Origin of the sequence: Streptomyces rubellomurinus (assembly GCF_000961885.1) — a bacterium.
GTDB lineage: Bacteria > Actinomycetota > Actinomycetes > Streptomycetales > Streptomycetaceae > Kitasatospora > Kitasatospora rubellomurina.
The window spans coordinates 62,159-87,331 of the sequence record NZ_JZKH01000012.1 but is presented as its reverse complement, the minus strand read 5'-3'; the positions used below and the strand labels follow the sequence as shown (position 1 = coordinate 87,331).

The 25,173-nt window shown below is 74.0% G+C and carries 20 protein-coding genes and 3 tRNA genes; 8 read left to right on the top strand and 15 right to left on the bottom strand.

What is annotated here, in order from left to right; genetic code table 11:
• Positions 1-33: 33 nt before the first annotated feature.
• From VM95_RS08810 to VM95_RS08790, 5 genes are all read right to left on the bottom strand, one after another.
• A complete protein-coding gene (locus VM95_RS08810; RefSeq protein ID WP_045693729.1) occupies positions 34-939 on the bottom strand; it encodes an ABC transporter ATP-binding protein in 906 nt (301 codons plus the stop codon).
• A gap of 276 nt (positions 940-1,215) precedes the next feature.
• A complete protein-coding gene (locus VM95_RS08805; RefSeq protein WP_078859716.1) occupies positions 1,216-1,953 on the bottom strand; it encodes a GPP34 family phosphoprotein in 738 nt (245 codons plus the stop codon).
• Positions 1,954-2,000: 47 nt separating this feature from the next.
• Entirely contained in the window at positions 2,001-2,228 is a 228-nt protein-coding gene (locus VM95_RS08800; protein WP_045693727.1) for a type II toxin-antitoxin system antitoxin, read from the bottom strand.
• A gap of 12 nt (positions 2,229-2,240) precedes the next feature.
• Complete coding sequence (locus VM95_RS08795) at positions 2,241-3,185, bottom strand: SPFH domain-containing protein (protein WP_045693724.1); 945 nt, start codon at positions 3,183-3,185, stop codon at positions 2,241-2,243.
• Between the two features lie 263 nt (positions 3,186-3,448).
• Positions 3,449-3,522, bottom strand: a tRNA-Ile gene (locus VM95_RS08790).
• 191 nt (positions 3,523-3,713) lie between these two features.
• Between VM95_RS08790 and VM95_RS08785 the strand changes: the two genes are divergently transcribed.
• Together VM95_RS08785 and VM95_RS08780 are read left to right on the top strand one after the other, a co-directional pair.
• Positions 3,714-4,574, top strand: a complete 861-nt coding sequence (locus tag VM95_RS08785; RefSeq protein WP_244178681.1) for a trypsin-like serine peptidase — start codon at positions 3,714-3,716, stop codon at positions 4,572-4,574.
• A gap of 107 nt (positions 4,575-4,681) precedes the next feature.
• On the top strand, positions 4,682-5,434 hold the full coding sequence (locus tag VM95_RS08780; protein WP_045693719.1) for a trypsin-like serine peptidase: 753 nt from the start codon (positions 4,682-4,684) through the stop codon (positions 5,432-5,434).
• A 157-nt stretch (positions 5,435-5,591) separates the two neighbouring features.
• On the opposite strand, the gene VM95_RS08775 is transcribed toward VM95_RS08780, so the two are convergent.
• Together VM95_RS08775 and VM95_RS08770 are read right to left on the bottom strand one after the other, a co-directional pair.
• Positions 5,592-5,664 (bottom strand) — tRNA-Asn (locus VM95_RS08775).
• Between the two features lie 62 nt (positions 5,665-5,726).
• Positions 5,727-5,799, bottom strand: a tRNA-Asn gene (locus VM95_RS08770).
• Positions 5,800-6,041: 242 nt separating this feature from the next.
• On the opposite strand from VM95_RS08770, the gene VM95_RS08765 reads away from it, so the two are divergent.
• The 4 genes from VM95_RS08765 (at position 6,042) to VM95_RS08750 (ending at position 10,952) form a co-directional block, all read left to right on the top strand.
• The gene (locus VM95_RS08765) at positions 6,042-6,335 is read left to right on the top strand and encodes a hypothetical protein (RefSeq protein ID WP_045693717.1); all 294 of its coding nucleotides are present in this window, start codon (positions 6,042-6,044) and stop codon (positions 6,333-6,335) included.
• Positions 6,336-6,468: 133 nt separating this feature from the next.
• Positions 6,469-7,905: an FGGY family carbohydrate kinase gene (locus tag VM95_RS08760; RefSeq protein ID WP_045693714.1), complete on the top strand. Its 1,437-nt coding sequence runs from the start codon at positions 6,469-6,471 to the stop codon at positions 7,903-7,905.
• Between the two features lie 118 nt (positions 7,906-8,023).
• Entirely contained in the window at positions 8,024-9,427 is a 1,404-nt protein-coding gene (gene gad, locus VM95_RS08755; protein ID WP_045693712.1) for a glutamate decarboxylase, read from the top strand.
• A gap of 397 nt (positions 9,428-9,824) precedes the next feature.
• Complete coding sequence (locus tag VM95_RS08750) at positions 9,825-10,952, top strand: DUF2690 domain-containing protein (RefSeq protein WP_045693709.1); 1,128 nt, start codon at positions 9,825-9,827, stop codon at positions 10,950-10,952.
• Positions 10,953-10,982: 30 nt separating this feature from the next.
• On the opposite strand, the gene VM95_RS08745 is transcribed toward VM95_RS08750, so the two are convergent.
• From VM95_RS08745 to VM95_RS08720, 5 genes are all read right to left on the bottom strand, one after another.
• Positions 10,983-12,161 carry an RNA polymerase sigma factor gene (locus tag VM95_RS08745; protein ID WP_078859714.1) on the bottom strand — a complete coding sequence of 393 codons (1,179 nt, stop codon included), beginning with the start codon at positions 12,159-12,161 and terminating at the stop codon, positions 10,983-10,985.
• A 148-nt stretch (positions 12,162-12,309) separates the two neighbouring features.
• Positions 12,310-14,217: a DNA primase gene (gene dnaG, locus VM95_RS08735; RefSeq protein ID WP_045693707.1), complete on the bottom strand. Its 1,908-nt coding sequence runs from the start codon at positions 14,215-14,217 to the stop codon at positions 12,310-12,312.
• Between the two features lie 71 nt (positions 14,218-14,288).
• Complete coding sequence (locus tag VM95_RS08730; protein WP_045693705.1) at positions 14,289-15,596, bottom strand: deoxyguanosinetriphosphate triphosphohydrolase; 1,308 nt, start codon at positions 15,594-15,596, stop codon at positions 14,289-14,291.
• 95 nt (positions 15,597-15,691) lie between these two features.
• Positions 15,692-16,717, bottom strand: a complete 1,026-nt coding sequence (locus VM95_RS08725) for an SGNH/GDSL hydrolase family protein (RefSeq protein ID WP_052707219.1) — start codon at positions 16,715-16,717, stop codon at positions 15,692-15,694.
• Between the two features lie 115 nt (positions 16,718-16,832).
• On the bottom strand, positions 16,833-17,777 hold the full coding sequence (locus VM95_RS08720; protein ID WP_045693703.1) for a PAC2 family protein: 945 nt from the start codon (positions 17,775-17,777) through the stop codon (positions 16,833-16,835).
• A 636-nt stretch (positions 17,778-18,413) separates the two neighbouring features.
• Here VM95_RS08720 and VM95_RS08715 point away from each other — a divergent pair.
• On the top strand, positions 18,414-19,148 hold the full coding sequence (locus VM95_RS08715; protein ID WP_045693700.1) for a GNAT family N-acetyltransferase: 735 nt from the start codon (positions 18,414-18,416) through the stop codon (positions 19,146-19,148).
• Here VM95_RS08715 and VM95_RS08710 read toward each other — a convergent pair.
• A complete protein-coding gene (locus tag VM95_RS08710) occupies positions 19,138-20,382 on the bottom strand; it encodes an ADP-ribosylglycohydrolase family protein (RefSeq protein ID WP_063773468.1) in 1,245 nt (414 codons plus the stop codon). The genes VM95_RS08715 and VM95_RS08710 overlap by 11 nt on opposite strands.
• Positions 20,383-20,519: 137 nt before the next feature.
• Between VM95_RS08710 and VM95_RS08705 the strand changes: the two genes are divergently transcribed.
• Positions 20,520-21,515, top strand: coding sequence for a hypothetical protein (locus VM95_RS08705; RefSeq protein WP_045693696.1), 996 nt, complete (start codon positions 20,520-20,522; stop codon positions 21,513-21,515).
• A gap of 53 nt (positions 21,516-21,568) precedes the next feature.
• Here VM95_RS08705 and VM95_RS08700 read toward each other — a convergent pair whose 3' ends face one another.
• Both VM95_RS08700 and ppdK read right to left on the bottom strand, forming a co-directional pair.
• Entirely contained in the window at positions 21,569-22,072 is a 504-nt protein-coding gene (locus tag VM95_RS08700; protein WP_045693693.1) for a ribonuclease, read from the bottom strand.
• A gap of 220 nt (positions 22,073-22,292) precedes the next feature.
• The gene (ppdK, locus tag VM95_RS08695) at positions 22,293-25,001 is read right to left on the bottom strand and encodes a pyruvate, phosphate dikinase (RefSeq protein ID WP_045693691.1); all 2,709 of its coding nucleotides are present in this window, start codon (positions 24,999-25,001) and stop codon (positions 22,293-22,295) included.
• Positions 25,002-25,173 lie beyond the last annotated feature (172 nt).

The following is a 25,173-nucleotide window of genomic DNA, read 5'->3' as shown; positions in this document are numbered from 1 at the left end:
GGTGGTGGTCCTTGTCGGCTCGGGCGGGCGGGATCAGGCGGCGTCGTGGCGGGTGAGGGCGAGGTAGGCGTCGTCGAGGCTGTGCTCGCGGATCCGCAGACCGGTGACGACGATGCCCTCGCGGGCGAGCAGGCCGGTGACCTCGTCGGCGAAGTCCCCGGTGCCGGTGACCTCGATCCGGCCGTCCCGCTCCTCGACCCCGGTGACCCCGCGCAGCGCGGCCAGCCGGCCGAGGTCCAGGGGGGCGGTGGGGCGGAAGCCGAGCGTGCCGCCGGTGCCGGAGCGGGCGATCAGTTCGGCGGGGGTGCCGGTGGCCACGATCCGGCCGCCGTCGAGCACGGCGGCCCGGTCGCAGAGCGCCTCGACCTCGTCCATGAAGTGCGAGACCAGCACCACCGTGACGCCCTCGTCGCGGATCCGGCGGATCAACTCCCAGGTGTCGCGCCGGCCCTGCGGGTCGAGCGCGGTGGTCAGCTCGTCCAGGAACGCCACCTCGGGGTTGCCGATCAGGGCGAGGGCGATGAACAGCCGCTGCTTCTGCCCGCCGGAGAGCTTGTCGAACGGCGTGCGGACCTGGTCGGCGAGGCCCCACTCGTCCAGCAGCTCCCGCCAGTCGCGGGGGTTCGGGTAGAAGGCGGCGTACAGCTCCAGCGCCTCGCCGACCCGCAACGCGCCCTGCAGCTGCGCCTGCTGGAGCTGGATGCCGACCCGGGGGCGCAGCGCGGCGCGGTCGCGCAGCGGGTCCAGGCCGAGGACCCGGACGGTTCCGGCGTCGGCCCGGCGCAGCCCCTCGCAGCACTCGACGGCGGTGGTCTTGCCGGCGCCGTTCGGGCCGAGCAGGCCGAACACCTCGCCGCGCTGCACGCTGAAGGAGACGTCCTCCAGCACCTGGCGCCGCCCGTAGGCCTTGCGCAGTCCCGCCACCTCGATCACGGCCATCGCGCCGCTCCCTCCCGTTCGTCCGGGGTGCTTCCCCCGGCCTGCAACGAGCTTCCCGCGCGGGGGCCCTGCGGCGGATCGACCGGCCGGTCAGAAGGGTTGGCGGCGGCGGTTGACCGGTGATCAACCGATCGGTTGATGGGGACGGGGGCAGGGACGGGGACGGGGACGGGGCGGCCCGGCAGCGGACGGACAGCACGGAGCCCGGCCGCCGTTCCTCGGCGACCGGGCTCCGGTCTCTCCCCCGTACGGGCCGTCTCCCCCGCGGAGGGCCCGTCAGACCACGGCGGCCTCTCCCGCGCCCTCCAGCGCCCGGCCGACCGCGCGGGCGACCAGCGCCCGGCCGAGCGCCTGCGGGACGGGGCCGGCCGCCGGGGCGAGCTTCTCGATCCGGCCGCGGTACCGGCTGCGGCCCTTGGGGTCGAGCGCCGAGCGCAACCGCCCGGCGGCGACCAGGGCGACCAGGGCCGCGTCGGCCGGGTCGACCCGGCTGAGCGGGCTCTTGAGCGCCGCGGTGACGGCGCCGGCCAGTGCCGCGCGCACCCGGGGGTCGCCGGGGGCGATCCGGGTGACCGGGAACACCCCGGCCACCCGGCGCCGGTGCAGTTCGATCCAGCCGGCCTCGGCGAGGCCGTCCCGCACCCAGCGGGCGTGCTGGTCGCGTCCGGCGGTCCGGGCGCCGCCGATCCACCAGCCCCAGCTGTGCGGGCGCTTCTCCTGGATCCGGCCCAACAGTCGTGCGCTGTACGGGTCGAGGCCCGCCGAGGCGGCGGGCTCGCGGACCCGGGCGACGGCCGTGCGGCCCTCCTCGCGGATCAGCCCCCGGCGCAGCAGTTCGGTCAGTGCCGCCGCCTGCAGCAGCAGGTTGAGGCTCTGCGACCCGGTCATCCGCCCGCGCCGCGGGTCGTAGGCCAGCAGGTAGAGCTTCTCGGGCAGATTGGCGGGCAGGTCCATCGCGCGGTCCGTCTCCCGGGACGTCGCCCGGTGCATCTCTCGGTGCGTCTCTCGGTGCATCTCTCGGTCTCCCTCCGAGTTCTCCGAAAGGTGGTGGAGCGGCCCGGTCAGCTCGGGTCGGAACCGTCGCCGTCCGGGCCCTCCTTGGGCGGCCGGCCGCGCCGGGGCAGCCGGGCCGCGCCGCTGGGCATCCGGCCGGCCTCGTTGAGGGCCCTCCGGAGCAGGAACTCGATCTGGGCGTTGGTGCTGCGGAGTTCGTCCGCGGCCCAGCGAGCCAGTGCGTCGTGAACCGAAGGATCCAGTCGCAGCAGGAGCTTCTTCCGTTCCGTCGCCAACTCCGCGCCTAACTAGTAGAGGGAGCCCGTGTTCACGACGGGCTGGGTGCCGCGGTCGCCGCAGAGCACCACCAGGAGGTTGCTCACCATCGCGGCCTTGCGTTCCTCGTCCAACTCCACCACATCGCGTTCGGCGAGCCGGTCGAGCGCCTCCTCGACCATGCCGACCGCGCCCTCGACGATCAGTCGGCGGGCGGCCACCACGGCCCCGGCCTGCTGGCGCTGGAGCATCACCTGGGCCACCTCCGGCGCGTACGCGAGCCGCGTGATGCGGGACTCGATGACCCGCACGCCGGCCGAGGCGACCCGGGCGGCGATCTCGGCGGACAGCTGACGGGCGACCTCGTCCGCGCCGTCGCGCAGCGACAGCCGGTCCTCGCCGTGCGAGTCGTACGGGTAGCTGCTGGCGATGTGCCGCACCGCGGTCTCGGTCTGGATGGCGACGAAGTCGGTGTAGTCGTCCACCTCGAACACCGCCATCGCGGTGTCCTCGACCTGCCAGACGACGACGGCGGCCATCTCGATCGGGCTGCCGTCCGCGTCGTTGACCTTGGTGGTCTCGGTCTCGTGGTTGCGGATCCGGGTGGAGATCCGGCGGCGGCTGGTGAACGGGTTCACCCAGGTCATGCCGGCGGTGCGGATGGTGCCGCGGTAGCGGCCGAGCAGCTGGACCACCCGGGCCTCGCCGGGCGAGACCACCGTGAGCCCGCACATGAGCAGCAGCGAGGTGACCGCGAGCACCGGCCCGGCGATCGCCAGCGGGATCCCCACCCCCTTGCTCCCGGAGGACAGTTGGACGGCTCCGGCGATGACCGACCCGGCCCCGGCCAGCAGGCCGAGCAGCCCGCCCAGGAGCACCGGCAGGCCGGAGCGGGCGGTGATGGCGTGTTCGGTGATCTTCGGGGCCGGAAGATCGATGGCAGGGCCGTCCTCGACGGCGAAACGCGGTGTGGTCATGAGACCGACTCCCCCCGGTTCAGGTGCGTGCTTGAGCTGTCAAAGTGATATCACTTTTTTCGCGCACTCCACCAGGGGCGGGACGATCGCAAGGCGGAAGAAGGGCGGAAAGACGGCCGGGGAGACGGGCCGGGACACGGGCGGGCCGGTGCCCGCACTCGGGTGAATCGCGGCGCGCCACACGGAACCGGGACGTGGCCGCGCCCTAGACTCTGCGTCGTCGCGGGCGGTCGAACTCCACGCCTGCGGACGGGTCGAGAAGGTGGGGCGGGTGGGACTCGAACCCACGACCAAGGGATTATGAGTCCCCTGCTCTAACCGGCTGAGCTACCGCCCCGGTTCGCCGCGCCGGCCCGGTCGTGGGCCACGGCAACAGCAGACGGCCCCGGAAGGCCGTCCCGGGCAGCATAGCCGGTCGATCAGTGGTGGTGCGCGCCGGGGGCGCACCTGGGTGCGCCGGGACGTGCGCCTCTTCCGGTGGACGACCCCGGCTGGCGCGGGACGGGGCGCACGGGGCAGCCTGGACGGATGACGATGCGTGGGACGGGAGCGGCGGCCGGGGTACTGGTGCTGCTGCTCGCCGCGGCCGGCTGCACCACCGCCGCGCGGCCGGGCGGCGGCGCACCGACCGTCACCTCGGCGCCGGCGACGGCCTCCGGCTCCGGCCCGGGGAACGACCACGGGTGGAACCGGCAACGGCTCAAGGGCGCGACCGGCAAGCACACCGGCGTCACCCGCACCGCCAAGGCGAACGTGCCCAACGGGCTGGTCGGCGCGGTGTTCACGCGCAACGCGGACGGCGACCACTTCTGCACCGCCAGCGTGGTCGACAGCGCCGGGCTCAACCTGATCGTCACCGCCGCGCACTGCGTCTGGGACCCGAAGCTCGGCATGCGCAGCGACCTGGTGTTCGTCCCCGGGTACCGCCAGGGCGACACCCCGAGCGGCGTCTGGCCGCTGCTGTCGGTCACCGTCGACGACGCCTGGAAGTCGGACGCCGACCCCGACATGGACGTCGCCTTCGCCGTCGTCCAGGCCCAGAACGGGCAGCAGGTGCAGCAGGTGCTCGGCGCCAACCGACTCGGCGTCAACCGCGGCTACCAGGTCACCGTGCGGATCACCGGCTACCCGGGCAGCAGCGACGTCCCGATCACCTGCTCCAACACCACCACCGAGCAGAGCCCCACCCAGCTGCGGATCGACTGCCCCGACTACACCGGCGGCACCAGCGGCAGCCCGTGGGTCACCGACTTCGACCCGGCCACCCGCACCGGCACCGTGGTCGGCGTGATCGGCGGCTACCAGGAGGGCGGAGACAACCCGGACACCTCGTACAGCAGCTACTTCGGCGACCGCGTCCAGGCCCTCTACGACCGGGCCACGGGCTGACGGATCCGGGGCCGGTGGCGTCGACGCGCCCGGGCTGGTAGATCTTCCTCACGAACGGCGGAACGCACGGCCCGGTGCCCGCCCCGAGGAACCGAGACGGAGCCCCGATGGCCCCCCGCCCGGCACGGCCCGCCCGCACGGCCGGCACCGCCGCGCTCGCGGCGCTGCTGCTCGCCGCCGGCGTCGCCTGCGGCGGCGGGGACGACCGGACGGTCCCCACCGCCGAGGTGGCCCAGCAGACTCCGGCCCGGGACCGGATCGGCACCCTCTCCGTCCGCTCCGCACAGGGCCCGCGGGCCTGCACCGCGAGCGTCGTCCACAGCCCCGGGCGCAATCTGCTGGTCACCGCCGCGCACTGCGTGCAGAGCCACCGGGTCGGCCTGCTGGACGGCCTGGTGTTCACCCCGGGCTACCGCAACGGATACTCCCCGTACGGGAGTTGGCCGATCGCGGCGATCACCGTGGACCCGCACTGGACGGACGAGGGGGACCCGGAGTACGACGTGGCCTTCGTCACCGTGCGCCCGCTCGACGGCCGGCAGATCGAGGACGCGGTGGGCGGCAACCCGATCGGCACCGCGCAGGGCTTCGGACTGGCCGTCTCGGTGACCGGCTACCCGAACGAGAGCGACGAACCGATCACCTGCGCGGTCCGGACCCGCTCGCAGAGCCCCACCCAGGAGCGCTTCGACTGCGACGGCTACACCGACGGGACCAGCGGCAGCCCGTGGGTGACGGCCAACGGCACGGTGGTGGGCGTGATCGGCGGCTACCAGGAGGGCGGGGAATCCCCGGGCACCTCGTACAGCGTGACCTTCGACCGGCGGGTGGCCGACCTCTACCGGCAGGCCACCACCTGAGGGCCGGAGACGTCCGGAACGCCGGGAGGTCGCCGGACCTCGGGAACGTGACGAGCGCAACACCGGGGCGCGGCAACACGAAGGCGCGGCAACACGAAGGCCCCCCGGTCGTCCGAGGGGCCTTCGCTCTGAGCAGTCACCGGTCAGGCCGGCGCAGCTCCCCCAATTGGACTCGAACCAATAACCTGCCGATTAACAGTCGGCTGCTCTGCCAATTGAGCTATGGGGGATCGCTGAACTGAACTCCTGTACCACGCAAGGGAAACGAGCCCGCGAACGGGCTCCTTCCCAGCTCCCCCAATTGGACTCGAACCAATAACCTGCCGATTAACAGTCGGCTGCTCTGCCAATTGAGCTATGGGGGATCGGCTTCCGCTCCGGCCCCCGGTTTCCCGGGCTCCTCGGCGTTCGCTGCGGGACATACATTAGCGCACTCGGGGGGGTGGTCCGCCAATCGCTTTCCCCGGGCGGCCGGGCCGCAGCCCGGCGTGCCCGCGCGCGAGGGGTCGCGACCCCGGGGATCCTGGGGGCGCGGACGGTTCGCCGTCCCGACCAACGGGTAGGGCAAGGCGGCGGCAGGGCCGCCAGGAGAGGGAGGGTTGCGACCATGTGGAAGCTGTCCATGGCCGTGGGATTCGCGGCCGGCTACGTCCTGGGCTCGCGGGCCGGACGCGAGCGCTACGAGAAGATCGCCGAGGTCACCCGGCGGATCGCCGAGAACCCCTCGGTGCAGGGGGCGGCCGACCGGGCCCGGCACCAGGCCGGCGCGGTGGCCGGGAAGGCGGCCGGCGCGGTCGCGGACCGGGTCGGGGATCGGCTGCCGAACGCCGTCACCGACCGGGTGCCGTACTTCAAGCGCGACCGGGACGAGGAGGACGGCTGGGGCACCGTCCGGCCGTGACGGCCCCGGCTACCGCCCGACGGTGACGGCCGGGTGGAACGAGGACCAAGAACGCCCCAACGGGCCGTCCCGAACAGGCAACAGCCCACCCGGCCCGGACGCGTCCCGGGCCGGGCTGAGGCATGATCTCGACATGGCCATCGTCGCGGGGATAGACAGCTCCACCAGCAGCACCCGGATCGTCGCGTGCGACGCCGACACCGGCGCCGTGCTGCGCTCCGGCAAGGCACCCCACCCCACCCCCGACGACCAGGACCTGCGCCCCGGCGAGGCCGACCCGCAGATGTGGCTGCACTCGCTCGGCGACGCCGCCGCCGGCGGTCTGCTGGAGGGCGTCCGGGCGATCGGCGTCAGCGCGCAGCAGCACGGCATGATCGGCCTGGACGCGGGCGGGGTGCTGGTCCGGCCCGCGCTGCTGTGGCACGACCCGCGCTCCGGCGGCGCCGCCGCCAAGCTGCTCGACGCCCTCGGCGGCCCGGCCGCCTGGACCGCCGCGATCGGCGCCGTGCCCGCCCCCACGTACACCGTCGCCAAGCTGCGCTGGCTGGCCGAGTTCGAGCCCGCCAACGCCCGCCGGGTCGCCGAGGTGCTGCTGCCGCACGACTGGCTGGTCTGGCAGCTGCTCGGCCACCCCAAGCGGCGCACCACCGACCGGGGCGACGCCTCCGGCACCGGCTACTGGTCCCCGATCACCGGCGAGTACCGGCAGGACCTGGTCGAGCTGGCCCTCGGCCACGAACTGAAGCTGCCCGAGGTGCTCGGCCCCGCCGAACCCGCCGGCCACACCCCCGAGGGCCTGCTGATCTCGGCCGGCACCGGGGACAACATGGCCGCCGCGCTGGGCCTGGGCCTGCGCCCCGGCGACGCGGTGGTCTCGCTCGGCAGCGCCGGCACGATCTTCGCCGTGCACGAGGAGGCCGTGGTCGACCCGTCCGGCCTGGTCTCCTCCTTCGCCGACGCCACCGGCCGCCACCTGCCGATGGTCGCCACCCTGAACGCCGCCCAGGTGCTGCGCTCCACCGCCGCGATGCTCGGCACCGACCTGGACGGGCTCAGCGACCTCGCCCTGCACTCCTCCCCCGGCGCGTACGGCCTGGTGCTGCTGCCCTACCTGGACGGCGAGCGCACCCCCGCGCTGCCGCACGCGGCCGGCACCCTGACCGGCCTGCGGGCCGAGGCGATGACCCCCCAGCACCTGGCCCGGGCCGCCGTCGAGGGCATGCTGTGCAACATCGCGGACGCCCTGGACGTGCTGCGCGGCCGGGGCGTCGCGATCAACCGGGTGTTCCTGCTCGGCACGGCCGGCCGGCTGCCCGTCGTCCGGCACGTCGCCCCGATGCTGTTCGGCGTCCCCGTGGTCGTCCCGCCGCCCGGCGCGCACGCCGCGCGCGGCGCCGCCCGGCAGGCCGCCTGGGCGCTGGCCGGCACCCCGGAGCCGCCGCAGTGGGAGCTGCCCGAGGCCGAGACCGTCGAGCCGGAGGGCGAGCAGGACCTGGCGATCGGCACCGGGGTGCGCCGGCAGTACCGGGCCGCCCGCGACCGGATCCACCCGGAGGCCGCCGCCTCGTAACGGCCCGTCGCGGTAACGGCCCGTCGCGGTAACGGACCGTCGCGAAGATGCGACGCCCGGCGGCCGGTGGCAGCGTGGTTCGGGACACGGCCACCGGCGGAGAGGGCGGCGGTACGCGATGGCGCTGCACAAGGGGGCCGGCGACGACCGCCGGCTGAGCATCGGCCCGTTCACCGGCATCGCCGACCCGCTCGGCGCGATGCAGCTGGCGCCGCCGCTGCACCGGCTCGGCCCCGGCCCGGTGGCCGCCGACACCGCGTACCAGCTGGTCCACGACGAACTGCTGCTGGACGGCAACGCCCGGCTCAACCTGGCGACCTTCGTCACCACCTCGATGGAGGCGCAGGCCACCCGGCTGATGACCGAGTGCCTCGACAAGAACATGATCGACAAGGACGAGTACCCGCAGACCGCCGAACTGGAGCGGCGCTGCGTGTCGATCCTCGCCGACCTCTGGCACGCCCCCGACCCGGACGCCGCCATCGGCTGCTCCACCACCGGCTCCAGCGAGGCCTGCATGCTCGCCGGGATGGCCCTCAAGCACCGCTGGACGCGCCGCAACCCCGACCGCTACCGGACCGGGGCCCGGCCCAACCTGGTGATGGGCGTCAACGTGCAGGTGTGCTGGGAGAAGTTCTGCACCTTCTGGGAGGTCGAGCCGCGCACCGCGCCGATGTCCGGCGAGCGCTTCCACCTCGACGCCGAGCAGGCCGTCGCGCTGTGCGACGAGAACACCATCGGCGTGGTCGGCGTCCTCGGCTCCACCTTCGACGGCTCCTACGAGCCGGTCGCCGAGATCTGCGCCGCCCTGGACGCCTTCCAGGAACGCACCGGCCTGGACGTCCCGGTGCACGTGGACGGCGCCTCCGGCGGCATGGTGGCGCCCTTCCTCGACCCCGCGCTGGTCTGGGACTTCCGGCTGCCCCGGGTGGCGTCGATCAACACCTCCGGCCACAAGTACGGCCTGGTCTACCCGGGCGTCGGCTGGGCGCTCTGGCGGGACGCGGAGGCGCTGCCGGAGGAACTGGTCTTCCGGGTCAACTACCTCGGCGGCGAGATGCCGACCTTCGCGCTCAACTTCTCCCGGCCCGGCGCCCAGGTGGCCGCGCAGTACTACGTCTTCCTGCGGCTCGGCCGGGAGGGCTTCCGGGCCGTCCAGGGCGCCTGTCGGGAGGTCGCCGGCTACCTGGCCGGGGAGATCGGGAAGCTGGGCTGCTTCCGGCTGCTGACCCACGGCGACCAGGTGCCGGTGTTCGCCTTCACCACCACCGGGGACGTGCCCTTCGACGTGTTCGACGTCTCGCGGCGGCTGCGCGAGCGCGGCTGGCAGGTGCCCGCGTACACCTTCCCGCCGCACCGGGAGGACCTGTCGGTGCTCCGGGTGGTCTGCCGCAACGGGTTCTCCCGGGACCTGGCCGACCTGCTGCTGGCCGACCTCGGCCGGCTGCTGCCGGAGCTGCGGCGCCAGCCCGTCCCGCTGAAGGAGCTCGGGGTGCCGGCCCGCAGCGGCTTCCACCACTGACCGGGCTCCGGGACACGGCTACGGCGGGGAGGGCGCACCCCGTGCGCCCTCCCCGCCGCGCGGCCCGACGAACCGGGGCAGCCTCCCCCCGCGAGGCTGCCCCGATCGGTGGGGGTCGGGACCTGCGATCGAACCGGTCCCGGCGGACCGGGACGGTTCCCGAGCGTGTCGGCCGGTCGGCGAACCGGACCGGCCAGAGAACTCTGCACCACGGACGCGTGAATGTTCGAGCGTTTCCAGGGGTTGTGAGACACTTCCGTCCGTCTCAGCGCCGGGACCAGGACTTTGAGACGCCGGACCGCTGAGGTTGGAGACGCGGAGACACCGAACGGCCGGGGCAGAGGCCGTCCCGCTCCGTCCGCCACCCGTCCCCCACTCGCATGTTTGGAAGGCCGCATTGGGTTCCGCCTGGAAGAAGCTGCCCGAAGAGCTGTCCGAGCCGGCCAGAGCGCTGGTCGACGGACTCCGGGCCGTCAAGGACTCCACCGGGCTGTCGCTCTCCGAGCTCGCCGCACGGACGCACTACAGCCGGGCCTCCTGGGAGCGCTGGCTGAACGGCAAGCGGATCATCACCGAGCAGGCGCTGGAGGCGCTGGTCGGGGCGGTCGACTGCGACGCGGCGGCGCTGCGGGAGCTGTGGCGGCGCGCGGCGGAGGGGCCGGCGGAGCTGCCCGCCGGGGAGGCGGCGGACGCGGACGCGCAGGCCGGGGCGGACCCGGAGACCGGGGCGGACGAACCCGTCGTCGAGGCGCCCGCCGTCGAAGCCACCGAGGAGACTGCCGCCGAGGACGTCGAACCCCCCGAGGACGCCGAGGACGTCGAGGACGCGGCGGAGCCCGCGCCGGCCGTCCGCTGGTGGCGGCGCCCGGCGGCGCTGATCGCCGGGGCCGCGCTGCTGGCCGCCGTCCTGGTGCTGACCGGCCTGAGCCTCTCGCGGCGCGGCGGGCCGTCCGAGCCCGTCGCCGACCCCCTCCCGACCGTCACCTTCACCGCCAAGGCCGCCCAGACCATCCCGGCCACCCCCGACTGCCGGGCGGTCGGCTGCGCGCACAAGGACCCGAAGTACACCGGCTGCGGCAAGGACGCCCGGACGCTACAGACCCAGGTCGTCGGCAAGGTCGTCGTCTACCTCCGGTACAGCCGGACCTGCCAGGCCGCCTGGGCCGCGATCACCGAGGGCGAGCCCAAGGACTACGCGACCATCACCGACAGCAACGGGGAGAGTGAGACGGCGCTGATCCACTACGGCTACGACAACTACTCGCTGATGCTGAACGCGGCGGACCCGGCGCTCGGCTTCCGGGTCTGCGGCGACCAGCCCGCCGGGCACGACTGCACGGGGATCGTCACCGACCTGGCCTCGGTGGTGGAGTCCACCCCGATCCCGATCGGCCCCGCCTCCCCGCCGCCGGGCACGGGTGCGGGCGCGCAGCCGTCCACGGCGGCACCGAGCGGGACGCCCTCGGGAAGCCCCAGCCCCAGCCTGAGCCCCAGCCTGAGCCCCAGCCCGGCCCCGGGCCAGTAGCCGAGCCGGCCGGCCGGCCGGCCGGCCGGGCTAGTCGAGGTAGCCGCGCAGCTGTGCGGCGTACGCGTGGTCGCGGAGCTTGATCAGCGTCTTCGACTCGATCTGCCGGATCCGCTCCCGGGTGACGCCGAACACCGCGCCGATCTCCTCCAGGGTGCGCGGCCGCCCGTCGTCCAGCCCGTAGCGGAGCTGGACGACCTGGCGCTCCCGCTCGCCCAGGGTGGCCAGCACCGCCTCCAGGTGCTCGCGCAGCAGCAGGAGGGTCGCGGACTCGGGCGGCGAGGCGGCGTCGGCGTCCTCGATCAGGTCGCCGAGCGCCACGTCGTCCTCCTCGCCGACCGGGGTGTGCAGCGAGATCGGCTCCTGCGCGAGCCGGAGCAGGTCGCGCACCCGGTCCTCGGTCAGCCCCAGAACGGCGGCGATCTCGGCCGGGGACGGCTCCAGGCCGCGCTCCTGCAGCAGCCCGCGCTGGATGCGCACCACCCGGTTGATCAGCTCCACCACGTGCACCGGCACCCGGATCGTCCGGGCCTGGTCGGCCAGCGCCCGGCTCATCGCCTGCCGGATCCACCAGGTCGCGTACGTGGAGAACTTGTAGCCGCGCGCGTAGTCGAACTTCTCCACCGCCCGGATCAGCCCGAGGTTGCCCTCCTGGATCAGGTCCAGCAGGGTGAGGCCGCGGCCGACGTAGCGCTTGGCGACGGAGACCACCAGGCGCAGGTTCGCCTCGATCAGCCGGCGCTTGGCGATCCGGCCCCGCACCACCAGGGTGTCCAGCTCGCGGGCCAGCCGGTCGAGCGGCGGCGGGTCGGCGTTCAGCCGCTCCTCGGCGAACAGGCCGGCCTCGACGCGGCGGGCCAGCTCCACCTCGTCGGCGGCGGTCAGCAGGCGGACCCGGCCGATCTCGCGCAGGTACTGGCGCAGCAGGTCGGCGGCCGGGCCGGCGGCGCCCGCCTCGGGTCGTTCGTCGGGCTCGGGCTCGTCGGGTTCGGCATCAGCGTCGGCATCGGCTTCGGCTGGGCTGTCCGGGCTGTCCGGGCTGTCCGGGTGCCCCTCCGGCAGCCCCTGGGCGGGGATCCGCGCACCGGCCGGTGGCGCCGCCCCGGCCCGGCCGTGGTCGGTCTCCTGCTCCCCGCCCGGTTCGGCGGGCGGCGGTCTGTGGCTGGTGGCGGTGGACGTCGCTGCGGCGGGGCCTTGATCCACGGGCATCCCCTCGGGGCGGGCGCGACTCTGGCGGACCCGCGCTGTTCGGAGGTGGGACGTCCTCCAGTCTGCGGTACGCCGCACTCCGCGGCCGAGACTCGTGCGCCGACTTTCTGCGCAACGCCCCGGGCGCTCGACGTCGCCGCGGGGCGCCCTACAGCGCCGCCGCGCCCCGGCTGCGCAGCTGCTGGTCGTACTGCTGGAGCTGCCACAGCTCGGTCTGCACCGCGTGCAGCTGCTCCGCGTCCGCCCGGGGGCCGAGCCGCTGGAGGTAGGCCCGCACCTCGGCGATCCGCCGCTCCACGGCCAGGTGGCGCAGCTGGACCAGGAACGACCCCGCGTAGACGGCGTCCACCTTGCGGCGCGAGCGCACCGGCTCGACGGTCAGCTCGGTCACCAGCGAGCGCACCTGGTCGTCCGGGGCCGCCTCCCGCACCGCCGCGGTGAAGTCCGGCAGAGTCGCCCCGTACGCGGCGCCGCCGGCCTTGGCGATCGCCTGCCGGACGGCGGTGTACGGCGGGGTCGGGAACTCGTCCTCGCCGTAGTGGTCGAAGGCCGGGCTGACCAGGTCCGGGTGCTGCAGCGCCAGCTTCAGCAGCTCGCGCTCGACGAACTGCGCCGGGTCGCGCGGGTTCAGCCGGAAGGCCGGCTGCGCGGGGCGCGGCGGCTGGACCGGCTCGGGGCGGCGCTGGGCGGCCGCGCCGCGCGGGTTCTGCTGGCGCTCGCGGTCCCAGCGGGCCAGCTGGGAGATCCGGCGGACCACGAACTGCTCGTCCAGGATGCCGAGCATCCCGGCCAGCCGGACGGCGTACTCGTGCTGGATCGAGCGGTCCTTGATCTTGGCGACGATCGGGGCCGCCTCCTCCAGCGCCGCCGAACGCCCCTCCGGGGTGTCCACCCGGTGCCGGCCCACCACCGAGGTGAGCGCGAACTCGAACAGCGGGACCGGGTTGTCGATCAGCTGCCGGACCGCCTCGTCGCCCTGCGCCAGGCGCAGTTCGCACGGGTCCATGCCGCCGGGACTGACGGCGATCGAGGTCTTGGCGGCGAACTTCTGGTCGTCCTCGAAGGCGCGCAGGGCCGCCTTCTGGCCGGCCGCGTCGCCGTCGAAGGTGAAGACCGTCTCGCCCCGGTACTGCGAGGTGTCCATCAGCAGCCGGCGGATGATCTTGATGTGGTCCTCGGCGAAGGCCGTACCGCAGGTCGCCACCGCCGACGTCACCCCGGCCAGGTGGCAGGCCATCACGTCGGTGTAGCCCTCGACCACCACCGCGCGGCCCGACTTGGCGATCTCCTTCTTCGCCAGGTCGATGCCGTACAACACGTGCGACTTCTTGTAGATCGGCGTCTCGGGGGTGTTCAGGTACTTCGGGCCGTTGTCGTCCTCGCGCAGGCGGCGGGCGCCGAAGCCCACCACCTCGCCCGCGATGTCCCGGATCGGCCACACCAGCCGCCCCCGGAAGCGGTCGATCAGGCCGCCGCGCTGGCCCTGCGAGGCCAGGCCGCCGACCAGGATCTCCTTGTCCGTGAAGCCCCTGCCGCGCAGGAACCGGACCAGGTGCTCCCAGCCCGCGGGCGCGTAGCCGACGCCGAAGGTCTTCGCGGCCTCCTCGTCGAAGCCCCGCTCGGCCAGGAACCGGCGGCCGATCTCCGCCTCCGGCGAGGCCAACTGCTCCTGGTACCAGGCCGCGGCCACCTTGTGCGCCTCGACCAGCCGGGTCCGCTCGCCCTGCTGGTGGCGGGGGCTGTAGCCGCCCTCCTCGTAGCGCAGCGTGATGCCGGCCTGGGCGGCCATCCGCTCGACGGCCTCGGCGAAGGTGAAGTGCTCGATCTTCATCAGGAAGGCGATGGTGTCGCCGTTCTCCTGGCAGCCGAAGCAGTGGAAGACGCCCTTGGCGGGGTTCACGTAGAAGGAGGCGGACTTCTCGTCGTGGAAGGGGCAGACGCCCTTGTACTCGCCACCGCCACCATTGGTCAGCTGTACGTAGTCGCCGACCACCGCGTCGATGGGCAGTGCGCTGCGCACCGCCTGCACGTCCTCGTCCCTGATCCGCCCGGCCACCCCGGAATTCTACTGGGGCGGCCGGGGGTTCCCGGCGCGCTGTGAGCGACGCCTCCCCGCCGGAGGGGCTGCTACGTCCAGGCGGAGCCGACGAGCTTGGCGTGCAGGGCCAGCGCGGAGGCGTCCGTGAGGGTCGCGATCTGGTCGATGACGGTGCGCAGGGCGGCCCGGTCGTCCTCGGCCTCGTGGTACATCGCGGCGAAGACCGGGTCGAGGCCCTCGGGGGCGCGCTCGGTGAGGACGTACGCCAGCTCGGCGATCACGATCCGCTGGCGGGCCCGCAGCTGGGCCTGCTCGTCGCGCTGCATCACGTACCGGACGGCGACCGCCTTGAGCACCGCGCACTCCAGCCGGACCTCGCGCGGCACCACCAGTTCGGCGGCGTAGCGGGTGAGCCGGCCCGGGCCGTAGCGGGCGCGGGTGGCCTGCTCGGCGGCCAGGCAGAAGCGGCCGATCAGCTGGCTGGTGAAGTCCTTGAGCCCGGCGCGGGCGCGGGCCGTGCCGTCGTAGGAGCGCGGCCAGAAGTCCTGGGCGAGCAGCCGGTCGAGGGCGGCGGCCAGTTCCTCGGGCTCGGCGTCCGGGGCGTAGCGCTCGGCGACCTTGAAGAGCTCGGCCCGCTCGCTCGGGGCGCGCAGCGCGGCCGGGTCGATGTGGCCGGCCTGGAGGCCGTCCTCGACGTCGTGGGTGGAGTAGGCGACGTCGTCGGACCAGTCCATGACCGTCGCCTCGAAGCACTTGCGCTCGGGCGGGGAGCCGGCCCGCAGCCAGCGGAACACCGGCAGGTCGTCGGCGTAGACGCCGTACTTGGGCGAGGCCGGGTCGGTGGGGTGGGCGCCGCGCGTCCACGGGTACTTGGTGGCGGCGTCCAGGGCGGCGCGGGTCAGGTTGAGGCCGACGCTGCGGCCGGGCCAGGGGGCGAGCCGGCTGGTCGGCTCCTCCAGGAGCGCGAAGCGCTTGGGTTCGAGCCGGGTGAGGATCCGCAGCGACTGGGCGTTGCCCTCGAAGCCGCCGCAGGCCTCGGCGGCCTGGTCGAGGGCCTCCTCGCCGGTGTGGCCGAACGGCGGGTGGCCGATGTCGTGGGCCAGGCAGCCGGTCTCGACGAGGTCCGGGTCGCAGCCGAGCGCGGCGCCCAACTCCCGCCCGACCTGGGCGCATTCGAGGGAGTGGGTGAGCCGGGTGCGCGGGAAGTCGCTGCGCATGGGGGCGACGACCTGGGTGGTGCCGGCGAGGCGCCGCAGCGCCGCCGAGTGCAGCACCCGGGCGCGGTCGCGCTGGAACGCCGTACGGCCGGGGCGTTTGTCCGGTTCGGGGACCCAGCGGGCCTCGGCGGCGTGGTCGTACGGGAGCGGGGCGGCGAGGCGGTGCGCGGTGTCATCCATATGCCTCTCACGGTACGCCGCGCCTCCGACACGCGGGGTGTGCCGCGCACGAAGGAGTGCGGGCCGGGGCGTGAACGGCGGTTGGCGCGCCGGTCTCAGCCGCGGACGGCCTTGAGGACGGCGGCGGCCATCGCCTGCTGCCCCTTGGCGTTGGGGTGGACGGGGGCGAGGCCCGGGGCCGGGAAGGGCGGTTCGATCCAGCGGGCGGCCTCGCCCGCGCACATGTCGTGCCCGGCCGAGGGGGCGGCCGCGTCCACGAACACCGCGCCGGCGGCCTCGGCGCGCTTCCTGAGCATGCCGTTGAGCTGCTGCTCCTCCTCCGTGAGGAAGCCGAGGTCGGCGCCGGCGAGCCCGCGGCCGAGCACCGGCGCGCAGCCGGCCGGGTCCGCCGGGAGCAGCGCCGGGTAGCCGACGACGTAGACCCTGGCCTGCGGGGAGCGGCGCCTGATCTCCTGGAGGGCCTGGCCGAGCCGGTCGCCGGCCGCGTCGACCTTGCCGCGGATCCGGTCGGTGCCGCCGGAGACGTAGTGGTCGCGGCAGGGCGAGTCCGAGCGGCCGTCGCCGATCAGGCCCTTGACCGCGTCGACCAGGTTCTCCTTGGCGCACTCGGTGAGGACGTCGGCGAAGCCCGCGTCGTTGCCGCCGATGCCGAGGGTGACCAGCCGGGTGGCGGAGGTGAGCGCGTCCAGCTGGGCCGGGTTGACGCCGCCGTCGGTCCGCTGCGGGCCGGTCAGGTCGCCGGTGACGGCGCCGCTGCAGCTGACGTCCCGGAACTGGCCGGGGCCCAGGCCCAGCTCCTTCGCCACCAGGGACGGGTAGTTCACCGACGAGCGGGAGCAGCCGCGCGGCTCACCGGTCTGCGGGGCGATCTTCAGGCCGGCGGTGTACGAGTCGCCGAGCGCCACGTACGGGCCGGTGGGCGTCGGGGTGGGCGTGGGCGTGGGGGTCGCGGCGGGCCGGTCGCGCCCGGGCAGGGCGCCCGCGAAGCCCTTGCCGCCGCCGTCCGTGCCGCTCCCGGCGGTGCAGCCGGCCAGCAGCAGCGCGGCCAGACCGGCCGTCAGCGCGACGGCCGGGCGCGCACCCGGGCGTGGGCGTGGGCTCGGTCGTGCGGTCCTCGGCATGGCATCCCCCCGGGGGTCGGTCTCGACGGGCAGCGCGCTACGGCGGCCCGTCCCCCGGGCACCCGCCGGTCTCAACGTCCGGGCACCGCCCGATGACTCCCGGGCCGGAGGTGACCTAGTCGGCGCCGCGCTCGTGCTCGGCCAGGAACTGCTCGAAGCGCCGGCCCAGCTCGTCCGCCGAGGGCAGGTCGACCGGCTCGGCGAGCAGGCTCTCCCGGCTCTCCGCGCCGGCGACGGCGTCGTACTGGCCCTCCATGCCGCGGATCGCGGAGCGCAACTCGCCGTCCCCCTGGGCCAGCTGCTCCTCGATGTCGGCGTACACCTCGCCGACCTGCTCGCGCAGTCGGACGCCCGGCAGCACCAGGCCGGTCGCGGACTGGACGGCCTCCAGGATCACCACGGCGGCCGCCGGGTAGGCGGAGCGGGCCACGTAGTGCGGGACGTGCACGGCGAAGCCCAGCACGTCGTGCCCGGCCTCGGCGAGGCGGTACTCCAGCAGGGCCTGGACGCTGCCGGGCACCTGCGCCTGCTCGAACCACTGCGGGTAGCCCGCCGCGAGGTCGAGCCGGTTGCCGTGCGGCGTCAGGCCGACCGGGCGGGTGTGCGGCACGCCCATCGGGATGCCGTGGAAGTCCACCGCGAGCCGGACCTCGAAGCGCTCCACCAGCTCGCGGACGGCGCGCGCGAAGCGCTCCCACTCCACGTCCGGCTCGGGGCCGGTGAGCAGCAGGAACGGCGCGCCGGCGGCGTCGCGGACCAGCTGGAGCAGGATCTCCGGCGGGTCGTAGGACGTCCAGCGGTCGCGGTCGAAGACCATCGCCGGGCGGCGCGCCCGGTAGTCCACCAGGCGGTCGTGGTCGAAGCGGGCGACGACCTGCGGCGAGCCCGTCTCCAGCAGGTGGGCCACCACCTGGCCGCCGGCCTCGCCGGCGTCCATGAAACCCTCGAAGTGGTGGAGCAGCACCAGGCCCGCGCCGGTGTCGCGCAGCTCCGCGGTGGCCGCGGCCACCGCGGCCACGCCCCGCTGGTCCAGCTCGTACAGCGCCTGGAAGTCACGCACCGCGCACCCAACCCCGTTCTCCGACTAGTCCCGACTCTCCGGCTTCTCGTCCTCTCCAGCGTGCCGGGCCCCGCCGGAATTCCCGCGCCGCGGACCTCCCTCGCCCGCCGCGCCGGACCATGATCGCACCCGAAGGGAAAGCCCCTGGTCACAGGGGTGCGAAAGCCCTATCCTGGGCTCCCGTGGAGGGCCCGCCGACACATTCGCGCGCCGCGAAGTGACGCACCGCCTTCTGGCGGGTATCGTCCTCTCGCTGCCTCGCATCGTCGCGTCGTCGTCACGTCGTCCGTAACGCCGTCGATCACGTCCCGGTCCGATGTTCGGCCAGCCACCCCACGACGCACCTTGCCTTCACCTGGCCGCCTGCTTCCCTTCGCGCACTCGTTTCCTTCTCGGCCATTTCGCGGACGCACACTGTCCCCTCGCTCATCCCGCCGGACCGGTCCGTGGACCCGTGTCCGTTCCGGCACCGCGCCGCCCGTTCCGGGCCGCCGCCCCCCGCCCCGCCCGACCGGAGCCCTCCGGCGTGCACGGGTACCCGGTGGGCGGTTCCGGGCCGGGGCGAACAGTCCACGCAGCCCGTGCCGTACCCCGGCGTGGGAGGCACCCTCCGACCGATGAAGGACCGAAGGTTCCGTGCCCGTACCTGTCATCCTCACCGGCCGCACCGTGCGGCTGGAGCCCCTCGCCGCGCACCACGCCGAGGCCATCGCCGAGGCCGGCGCCGAGGACCGTACGACCTACGCCTTCACCCCCGTCCCGCACGGCCTGGAAGCGGCCCGCGACTACATCGCGCGCGCCCTCGCCGACCAGGCCGCGGGCCGGTCGCTGCCGTTCGCGACGGTGAACGTCGCGGACGGCCGGGTCGTCGGCTCCACCCGCTTCCTGGAACTCGACTACTGGCAGGGCCCGATGGTGTGGCCGCCGGTCCCCGGCGTGCCGTTCGGCGATCCGGAGACGGCCGTCCCCGACGCCGCCGAGATCGGCAACACCTGGCTCTCGCCGCGCGCCCAGGGCACCGGCATCAACACCGAGGCCAAGCTGCTGATGCTCCGGTACGCCTTCGAGACCTGGGGCGTGCAGCGGATCTCGCTGCGCGCGGACGCCCGCAACCTGCGCTCCCGGGCCGCGATCGAGCGGCTCGGCGCGACCTCCGAGGGGGTGCGCCGGGCGCACTCGCGCGGGCTGGACGGCGTGGTCCGCTCGACGGCGTTCTACTCGATCCTGGACGCCGAGTGGCCGGCCGTGCGGGACATCATCGAGCTGCGGATCGCCGCCGCCACCTCGCCGAGCGCCCCGGATCCGGCGATCAACAAGGAGTGCCTTAGACACGGCGGCAGTGGCGCCGGGCAGCTGATGATCACGGCCTGAGGGGGGACTGCTCACCCGTGGCGGCGTCGTGCAGGATCCGGGCGAGGCCGGCCTCCCCGGGATCCGCGTTCCACCGGTGAGGGCTCGACTCGACGACAGCCGAGACCGGTTGCCAGCCGCCACGGACCCAGACGACCGCCACCTCCCAGAGGACTTCGCCCTTCGGGTCGCAGATCCGGACGGCGCCCTCGTGGGTGTGGACGGTCCGGTGACCGTGCGAGGCCCCGGTCCGGATGCGCTGCCACTGCTCGTCCGTCCACTGCACCGCCGGCACGGGGCACGGGCGCGGGACGAGCATGCTGTCGCGGCCCCGGCCACCCGGGACGCTGCCCGCCTCGGCGAACGCCCAGGCGGGCAGCGGCTCGCGGGCGGCCATCCAGGCCGCGGGGATGCCTCGGGTGCCGGTGCACGCGGCGACCACGCCTCCGGTGATGGCGGCAACCGTGTCCATGTCGCCGCCGGCCGCGATCGCCTCCCAGATCGCGGCGGGGTAGTCGGTCAGGTGGCGGGCGGCGCACCAGAGGGCGTACGGGACGGTGTCGGCGGCTGACGTCCGGCTGCCGTTGCCGAGCACCGTGGCGGCGACCTGCGCGTTCGATCCGGCGAGCAGGAGGCGGATCGCCTCGCTCAGGCCGTCGTGGACCGCGCCGAACGGCGTGAAGCGCCGGACCCGCTCCAGAAAGGTGGTCGGGGTCATCCGCGTTCCCCGCCCCACCTGGACGGCGAAGGCCGCCGCCACCGCGACGGCGATCGCGCCGTCCACGGCTTGCGGATGCGTGTGGGTGATCAGCGCGCTCTCGGCGGCCGGCCGGATCACCTTCGTCGGATCGGCGGAGTACGCCGCCCCCAGCGGGGCGACCCGCATCGCGGCGCCGTTGCCGTAGGAGCCCTGCCCGTCGAAGAGTTCGGCGGCGAGGGCCTTCGCGTCACCGCCCTCGCGGACCAGCCGGAGCAGCCGGTTGGCGGCCGGGCCGTAGCCGCGGTCGAAGTCGTGGCGGCAGGCGAAGGCGTGGGTGAGGTCGAAGGTGTCGATCGTGCCGCGCTCGGTGTGGGCGGCGTACACCGAGCAGGCCATCTCGGTGTCGTCGGTCCACGGCCAGGGACCGGGCGGGTCGGTGCGGTGCGCGAGGTGGGTGCGGGCGGTGGCCGGGACGAACATCTGGGCGCCGAGGGCGTCGCCGACCGAGAGGCCGTGGAGCGCGTCGAGCGCGGGACCGTTGTGTGCGGTTGTCATAGGGGCCCAAGCTCAGCCGCTCTTCCCCCGCCTCGTCAACACCGTTTCGTCAACACCGTTGCGTCAACACCGTTGCGCGGACTCCCTCGGAGGGTGATGTTTCGCATACCTCCGATCCCGGCGGGCAGCACCCGGGTATGACCCGCGCGAACGCCCTCGACCCCGTCGTGCTGCTCGGTGCCGACCAGCAGCACATCGCCACCCGCTCGCAGCTGCGCCGGCTCGGGGTGCCGTCCGGCACCATCGCCCACCGGCTGCGGCCGGGCGGGCCCTGGCAGCAGGTGCTGCCCCGGGTGATCTGCCTGCAGAGCGGCAGGTTGACGTTCCATCAGAAACTCCGGGCGGCCCTGGCGTACGCGGCGCCGAAGGGCCGGGAGGCGCGGGCCGGGGAGGTGCTGCTGACCGGGTTCGCGGTGCTGGCGGAGGCGGGGCTGCCGAGCGCCGGGCACCCGGCGGACCTGGCCGCGGTGGACGTCCTGATCCCGGGCCAACGGCGCGTCGGGGACAGGGAGTTCGTACGGATCCACCGAGCGGCCGGGGCGATGCCGGGCGGCTTCGAGCGGGGCGACGGACTGTGGAGCACCACGGTGGCACGGGCGTTGGCGGACCTCGCGACGCGGGAGACCGGGCAGCGCCGGTTCCGCGCGCTGTGCGCCGAGGCGGTGCAGCGGCGGCACTGCGAACTCGGCGAGCTGCTGGACCAGTTGCTGGCCCGGCCGGGCGCGCTGGGCCTGCCGCAGGTGGCCCGGGTGGTGGAGGACCTGACCGCCGGGGTGCGCTCGGTGGTGGAGGCGGAGGCCCGCGAGCTGATCGCGCACGCGGGCCTGCCGGAGCCGCTGTGGAATCCGGTGCTGTTCCTTGACGGCCGGTTCCTCGCCGTGCCGGACGCCTACTGGCCGCACGCCTGCGTGGCGTTGGAGATCGACTCCCGGGCCTACCACCTGCGCCCCGCCGACCACGAGCGCGGCCTGGCCCGGGCCAACCGGCTGACCGCCTGCGGCCTGCCGGTGGTGCGGACGACGCCGGTGCAGCTGCGGCGCGACGCGGCGCCGGTGCTGCACGAGCTGACCGCCCTGGTCACCAGCGGGCCGCACGGGCCGCACGGCCGGATCAGCTGGCGCCGGGCGCGCTGAACGACCGCGGCCCCGCCCCAAGAAGGGGACGGGGCCGGGCGACGCGGTCCGGCTCAGCAGCGCGGGTCGATCTCCTGGAAGGTGCCGTAGTGGTCCGGGGACCAGTACTGCTCGCCGGCGCCGCCGGTGACGACGCGCCGGGTGCCGCGGTCGTTGGAGCCGGGGGTGACCACGGTGAACTCGTGGTAGTAGCCGTCCCCCTTCTTCGGCAGCCGGCTCTCGCGGTTCTCGAAGACGATGCCGTCCCGGTTGTACGGGTACGGGCCGTTCTTGGCGATCAGGGCGAGGGTGTCCTGGGCCTGGCTGGGGAGCTTGGTGCGGCAGACGTCGGCGAGCGCCGGGTCGGCGGGTACCCAGGTGCCGCTCGGGGCGGGGGACCTGCCCGCGGGCGGGGAGGGCTTGGGGGCCGAGGAGCCCGCGGCCGCGGCGGCGGTGGACGTCGCGGCGGCCTTGGGGTGGCTGCTGCCACCGCCCTTGTTGAGGAGGTACCCGACTCCGGCGAGGACCGCCAGGACGAGGACGGCCACCACGATGAGCGGGCTTTTGCGTCTGGTCATGCGCCCCAGCTTGGCAGGCCCGGGGCCGGGGCCGGGCGGGCCACACACGTGGTCAGCGCCACACGAACGTACGGCCGGGCGGGAACGGACGCCGTTGTCCGTTCCCGCCCGGCCGTGTTACGTACGCCGGTTCTCCTGCGCCGAGCTCCGGTGTACGCCCTCCCGACGGGAGGGGGAGCGGTCAGTCGTACCCGCGCTTGAGTAGGGGATGCCTACCCTCTCAGCGCGAGTCGCTGCCCGCCGACTCGATGGCGGCGCGGCCGGCCTCCAGGCGCGCCACCGGGATCCGGAAGGGGGAGCAGGAGACGTAGTCCAGCCCCACCTCGTGGAAGAAGTGGACCGAGTCCGGGTCGCCGCCGTGCTCGCCGCAGACGCCGAGCTTGAGGTCGGGGCGGGTGGCCCGGCCGGCCTCGACGGCGTGCTTGACGAGCGAGCCGACGCCGTCGCGGTCGATGGTCTCGAACGGGGAGACCCCGAAGATGCCCTTCTCCAGGTAGGCGGTGAAGAACGAGGCCTCCACGTCGTCCCGGGAGAAGCCCCACACGGTCTGGGTGAGGTCGTTGGTGCCGAAGGAGAAGAACTCGGCGGCCTCGGCGATCTGGCCGGCCGTCACGGCGGCGCGCGGCAGCTCGATCATGGTGCCGAGCTTGATGTCCAGCTGGACGCCGGTGGACGTGGCGACCTCGGCGAGCACGCGCTCGCACTCGTCGCGGACCAGCTCCAGCTCCTGGACGGTGCCGACCAGCGGGATCATCACCTCGGGGCGCGGGTCCCCGCCGGCCAGCTTGCGCTCGGCGGCGGCCTCGGCGATGGCCCGGACCTGCATGCCGAACAGGCCGGGGATGACCAGGCCGAGGCGCACGCCGCGCAGGCCCAGCATCGGGTTCTGCTCGTGCAGCTTGTGCACCGCCTGGAGCAGGCGCAGGTCGTTCTCGTTCGGGTCCTTGCGGGCCTCGGCGAGGGCGACGCGCACCGACAGCTCGGTGATGTCCGGCAGGAACTCGTGCAGCGGCGGGTCGAGCAGGCGCACGGTGACCGGCAGCCCGTCCATCGCCTGGAACAGCTCCAGGAAGTCGCTCTTCTGCAGCGGCAGCAGGGTGGAGAGGGCCTGCTCGCGGTCCTTGTCGTTGTCCGCGAGGATCAGGTGCTCGACCTCCTTGCGGCGCTCCTCACCGAGGAACATGTGCTCGGTGCGGCACAGGCCGATGCCCTGGGCGCCGTAGCGGCGGGCGCGCCCGCCGTCCTCGGCGTTGTCGGCGTTGGCCCGCACGGCGAGGCGGCGGCGGCCGTCCGCGTGGGACATCAGGCGGTGGACGGCCTGGACCAGCCCGCCCTGGACGTCGGCGCCGGCGTGCAGGGTGCCCTCGAAGTACTCGACCACGGGGGACGGCAGCACGGGCACCTCGCCGAGGTACACCTTGCCGGTGGCGCCGTCGATGGAGACCACGTCGCCCTCGTGGACGACCAGGCCGTCCGCGGTGGTGAACTTGCGGGACTTGGTGTCGACCTCCAGCTCCTCGGCGCCGCAGACACAGGTCTTGCCCATGCCGCGGGCGACGACGGCGGCGTGCGAGGTCTTGCCGCCGCGCGAGGTGAGGATGCCCTCGGCGGCGATCATGCCGTCCAGGTCGTCCGGGTTGGTCTCGCGGCGGACCAGGATGACCTTCTCGCCCGAGCGGGACCACTTGACGGCGGTGTAGGAGTCGAAGACGACCTTGCCGATCGCGGCGCCCGGCGAGGCGGCCAGGCCCCAGGCGATCTGCTGGGACTCGCCGGTCGGGGCGAAGCGCGGGAACATCAGCTGGGCCAGCTGGCCGCCGGTGACGCGCATCAGCGCCTCGTCCAGGTCGATCAGGCCCTGGTCGACGAGCTGGACGGCGATCCGGAAGGCGGCCGCGGCGGTGCGCTTGCCGACGCGGGTCTGCAGCATCCAGAGCTTGCCGCGCTCGATGGTGAACTCGATGTCGCAGAGGTCGCGGTAGTGGTTCTCGAGCTTCTGCATGATCGCCATGAGCTCGTCGTACGACTTCTTGTCGAGCTTCTCCAGCTCGGACAGCTGCAGGGTGTTGCGGATGCCGGCCACCACGTCCTCGCCCTGGGCGTTGGACAGGTAGTCGCCGTAGACGCCGACCGCGCCGGTGGAGGGGTCGCGAGTGAAGGCGACGCCGGTGCCGGAGTCCTCGCCGAGGTTGCCGAAGACCATGGTGCAGACGTTGACCGCGGTGCCGAGGTCGTTCGGGATGCGCTCCTGGCGGCGGTACAGCCGGGCGCGGTCGCCGTTCCAGGAGTGGAAGACGGCGTGGACGGCGAGGTCCATCTGCTCGCGCGGGTCCTGCGGGAAGGCCCGGCCGGTCTCGCGCTCGACGATGCCCTTGAACACCTCGACCAGCGTCTTGAGGTCGGCGGCGTCCAGGTCCAGGTCGTTCGCGGTGCCCTTGGCCCGCTTGGCCTCGTCCAGGGCCTCCTCGAACAGCTCGCCCTCGACGCCCAGCACGGTCTTGCCGAACATCTGGACCAGGCGACGGTAGGAGTCCCAGGCGAACCGCTCGTTGCCGGACTGCGCGGCCAGGCCGACCACCGAGGCGTCGGAGAGGCCGATGTTGAGGACGGTGTCCATCATGCCGGGCATGGAGAACTTGGCACCGGAGCGCACCGAGACCAGGAGCGGGTTGTCGGCCTGGCCGAGCTTCTTGCCCATCTCCTGCTCGAGGGCGTCCAGGTGGGCGCTGATCTCCTCGTGGAGGGAGGCCGGCTCGCTGCCGGTCTCCAGGAAGACCTTGCAGGCCTCGGTGGTGATGGTGAACCCCGGAGGGACGGGGAGCCCCAGGTTCGTCATCTCGGCCAGGTTCGCGCCCTTGCCGCCGAGAAGGTCCTTGAGGTCCTTGTTTCCTTCAGTGAAGGAGTAAACAAACTTCTGCTGGGACGTCACGGGAAGGTCTCCTCGTAAGCGGTTGCCCTGACGCCGGAGAACATACCCATTTCGAAGGCACTTCTCTGCCCTGAATAGGCCACACGAGGCCGGTACCCAGCGGTAACCCGCAAGATCGAATGCGCATAAAGGCGTTCACCTCTGTTGGTGAAATCGTCCGGCTGACGCGAGC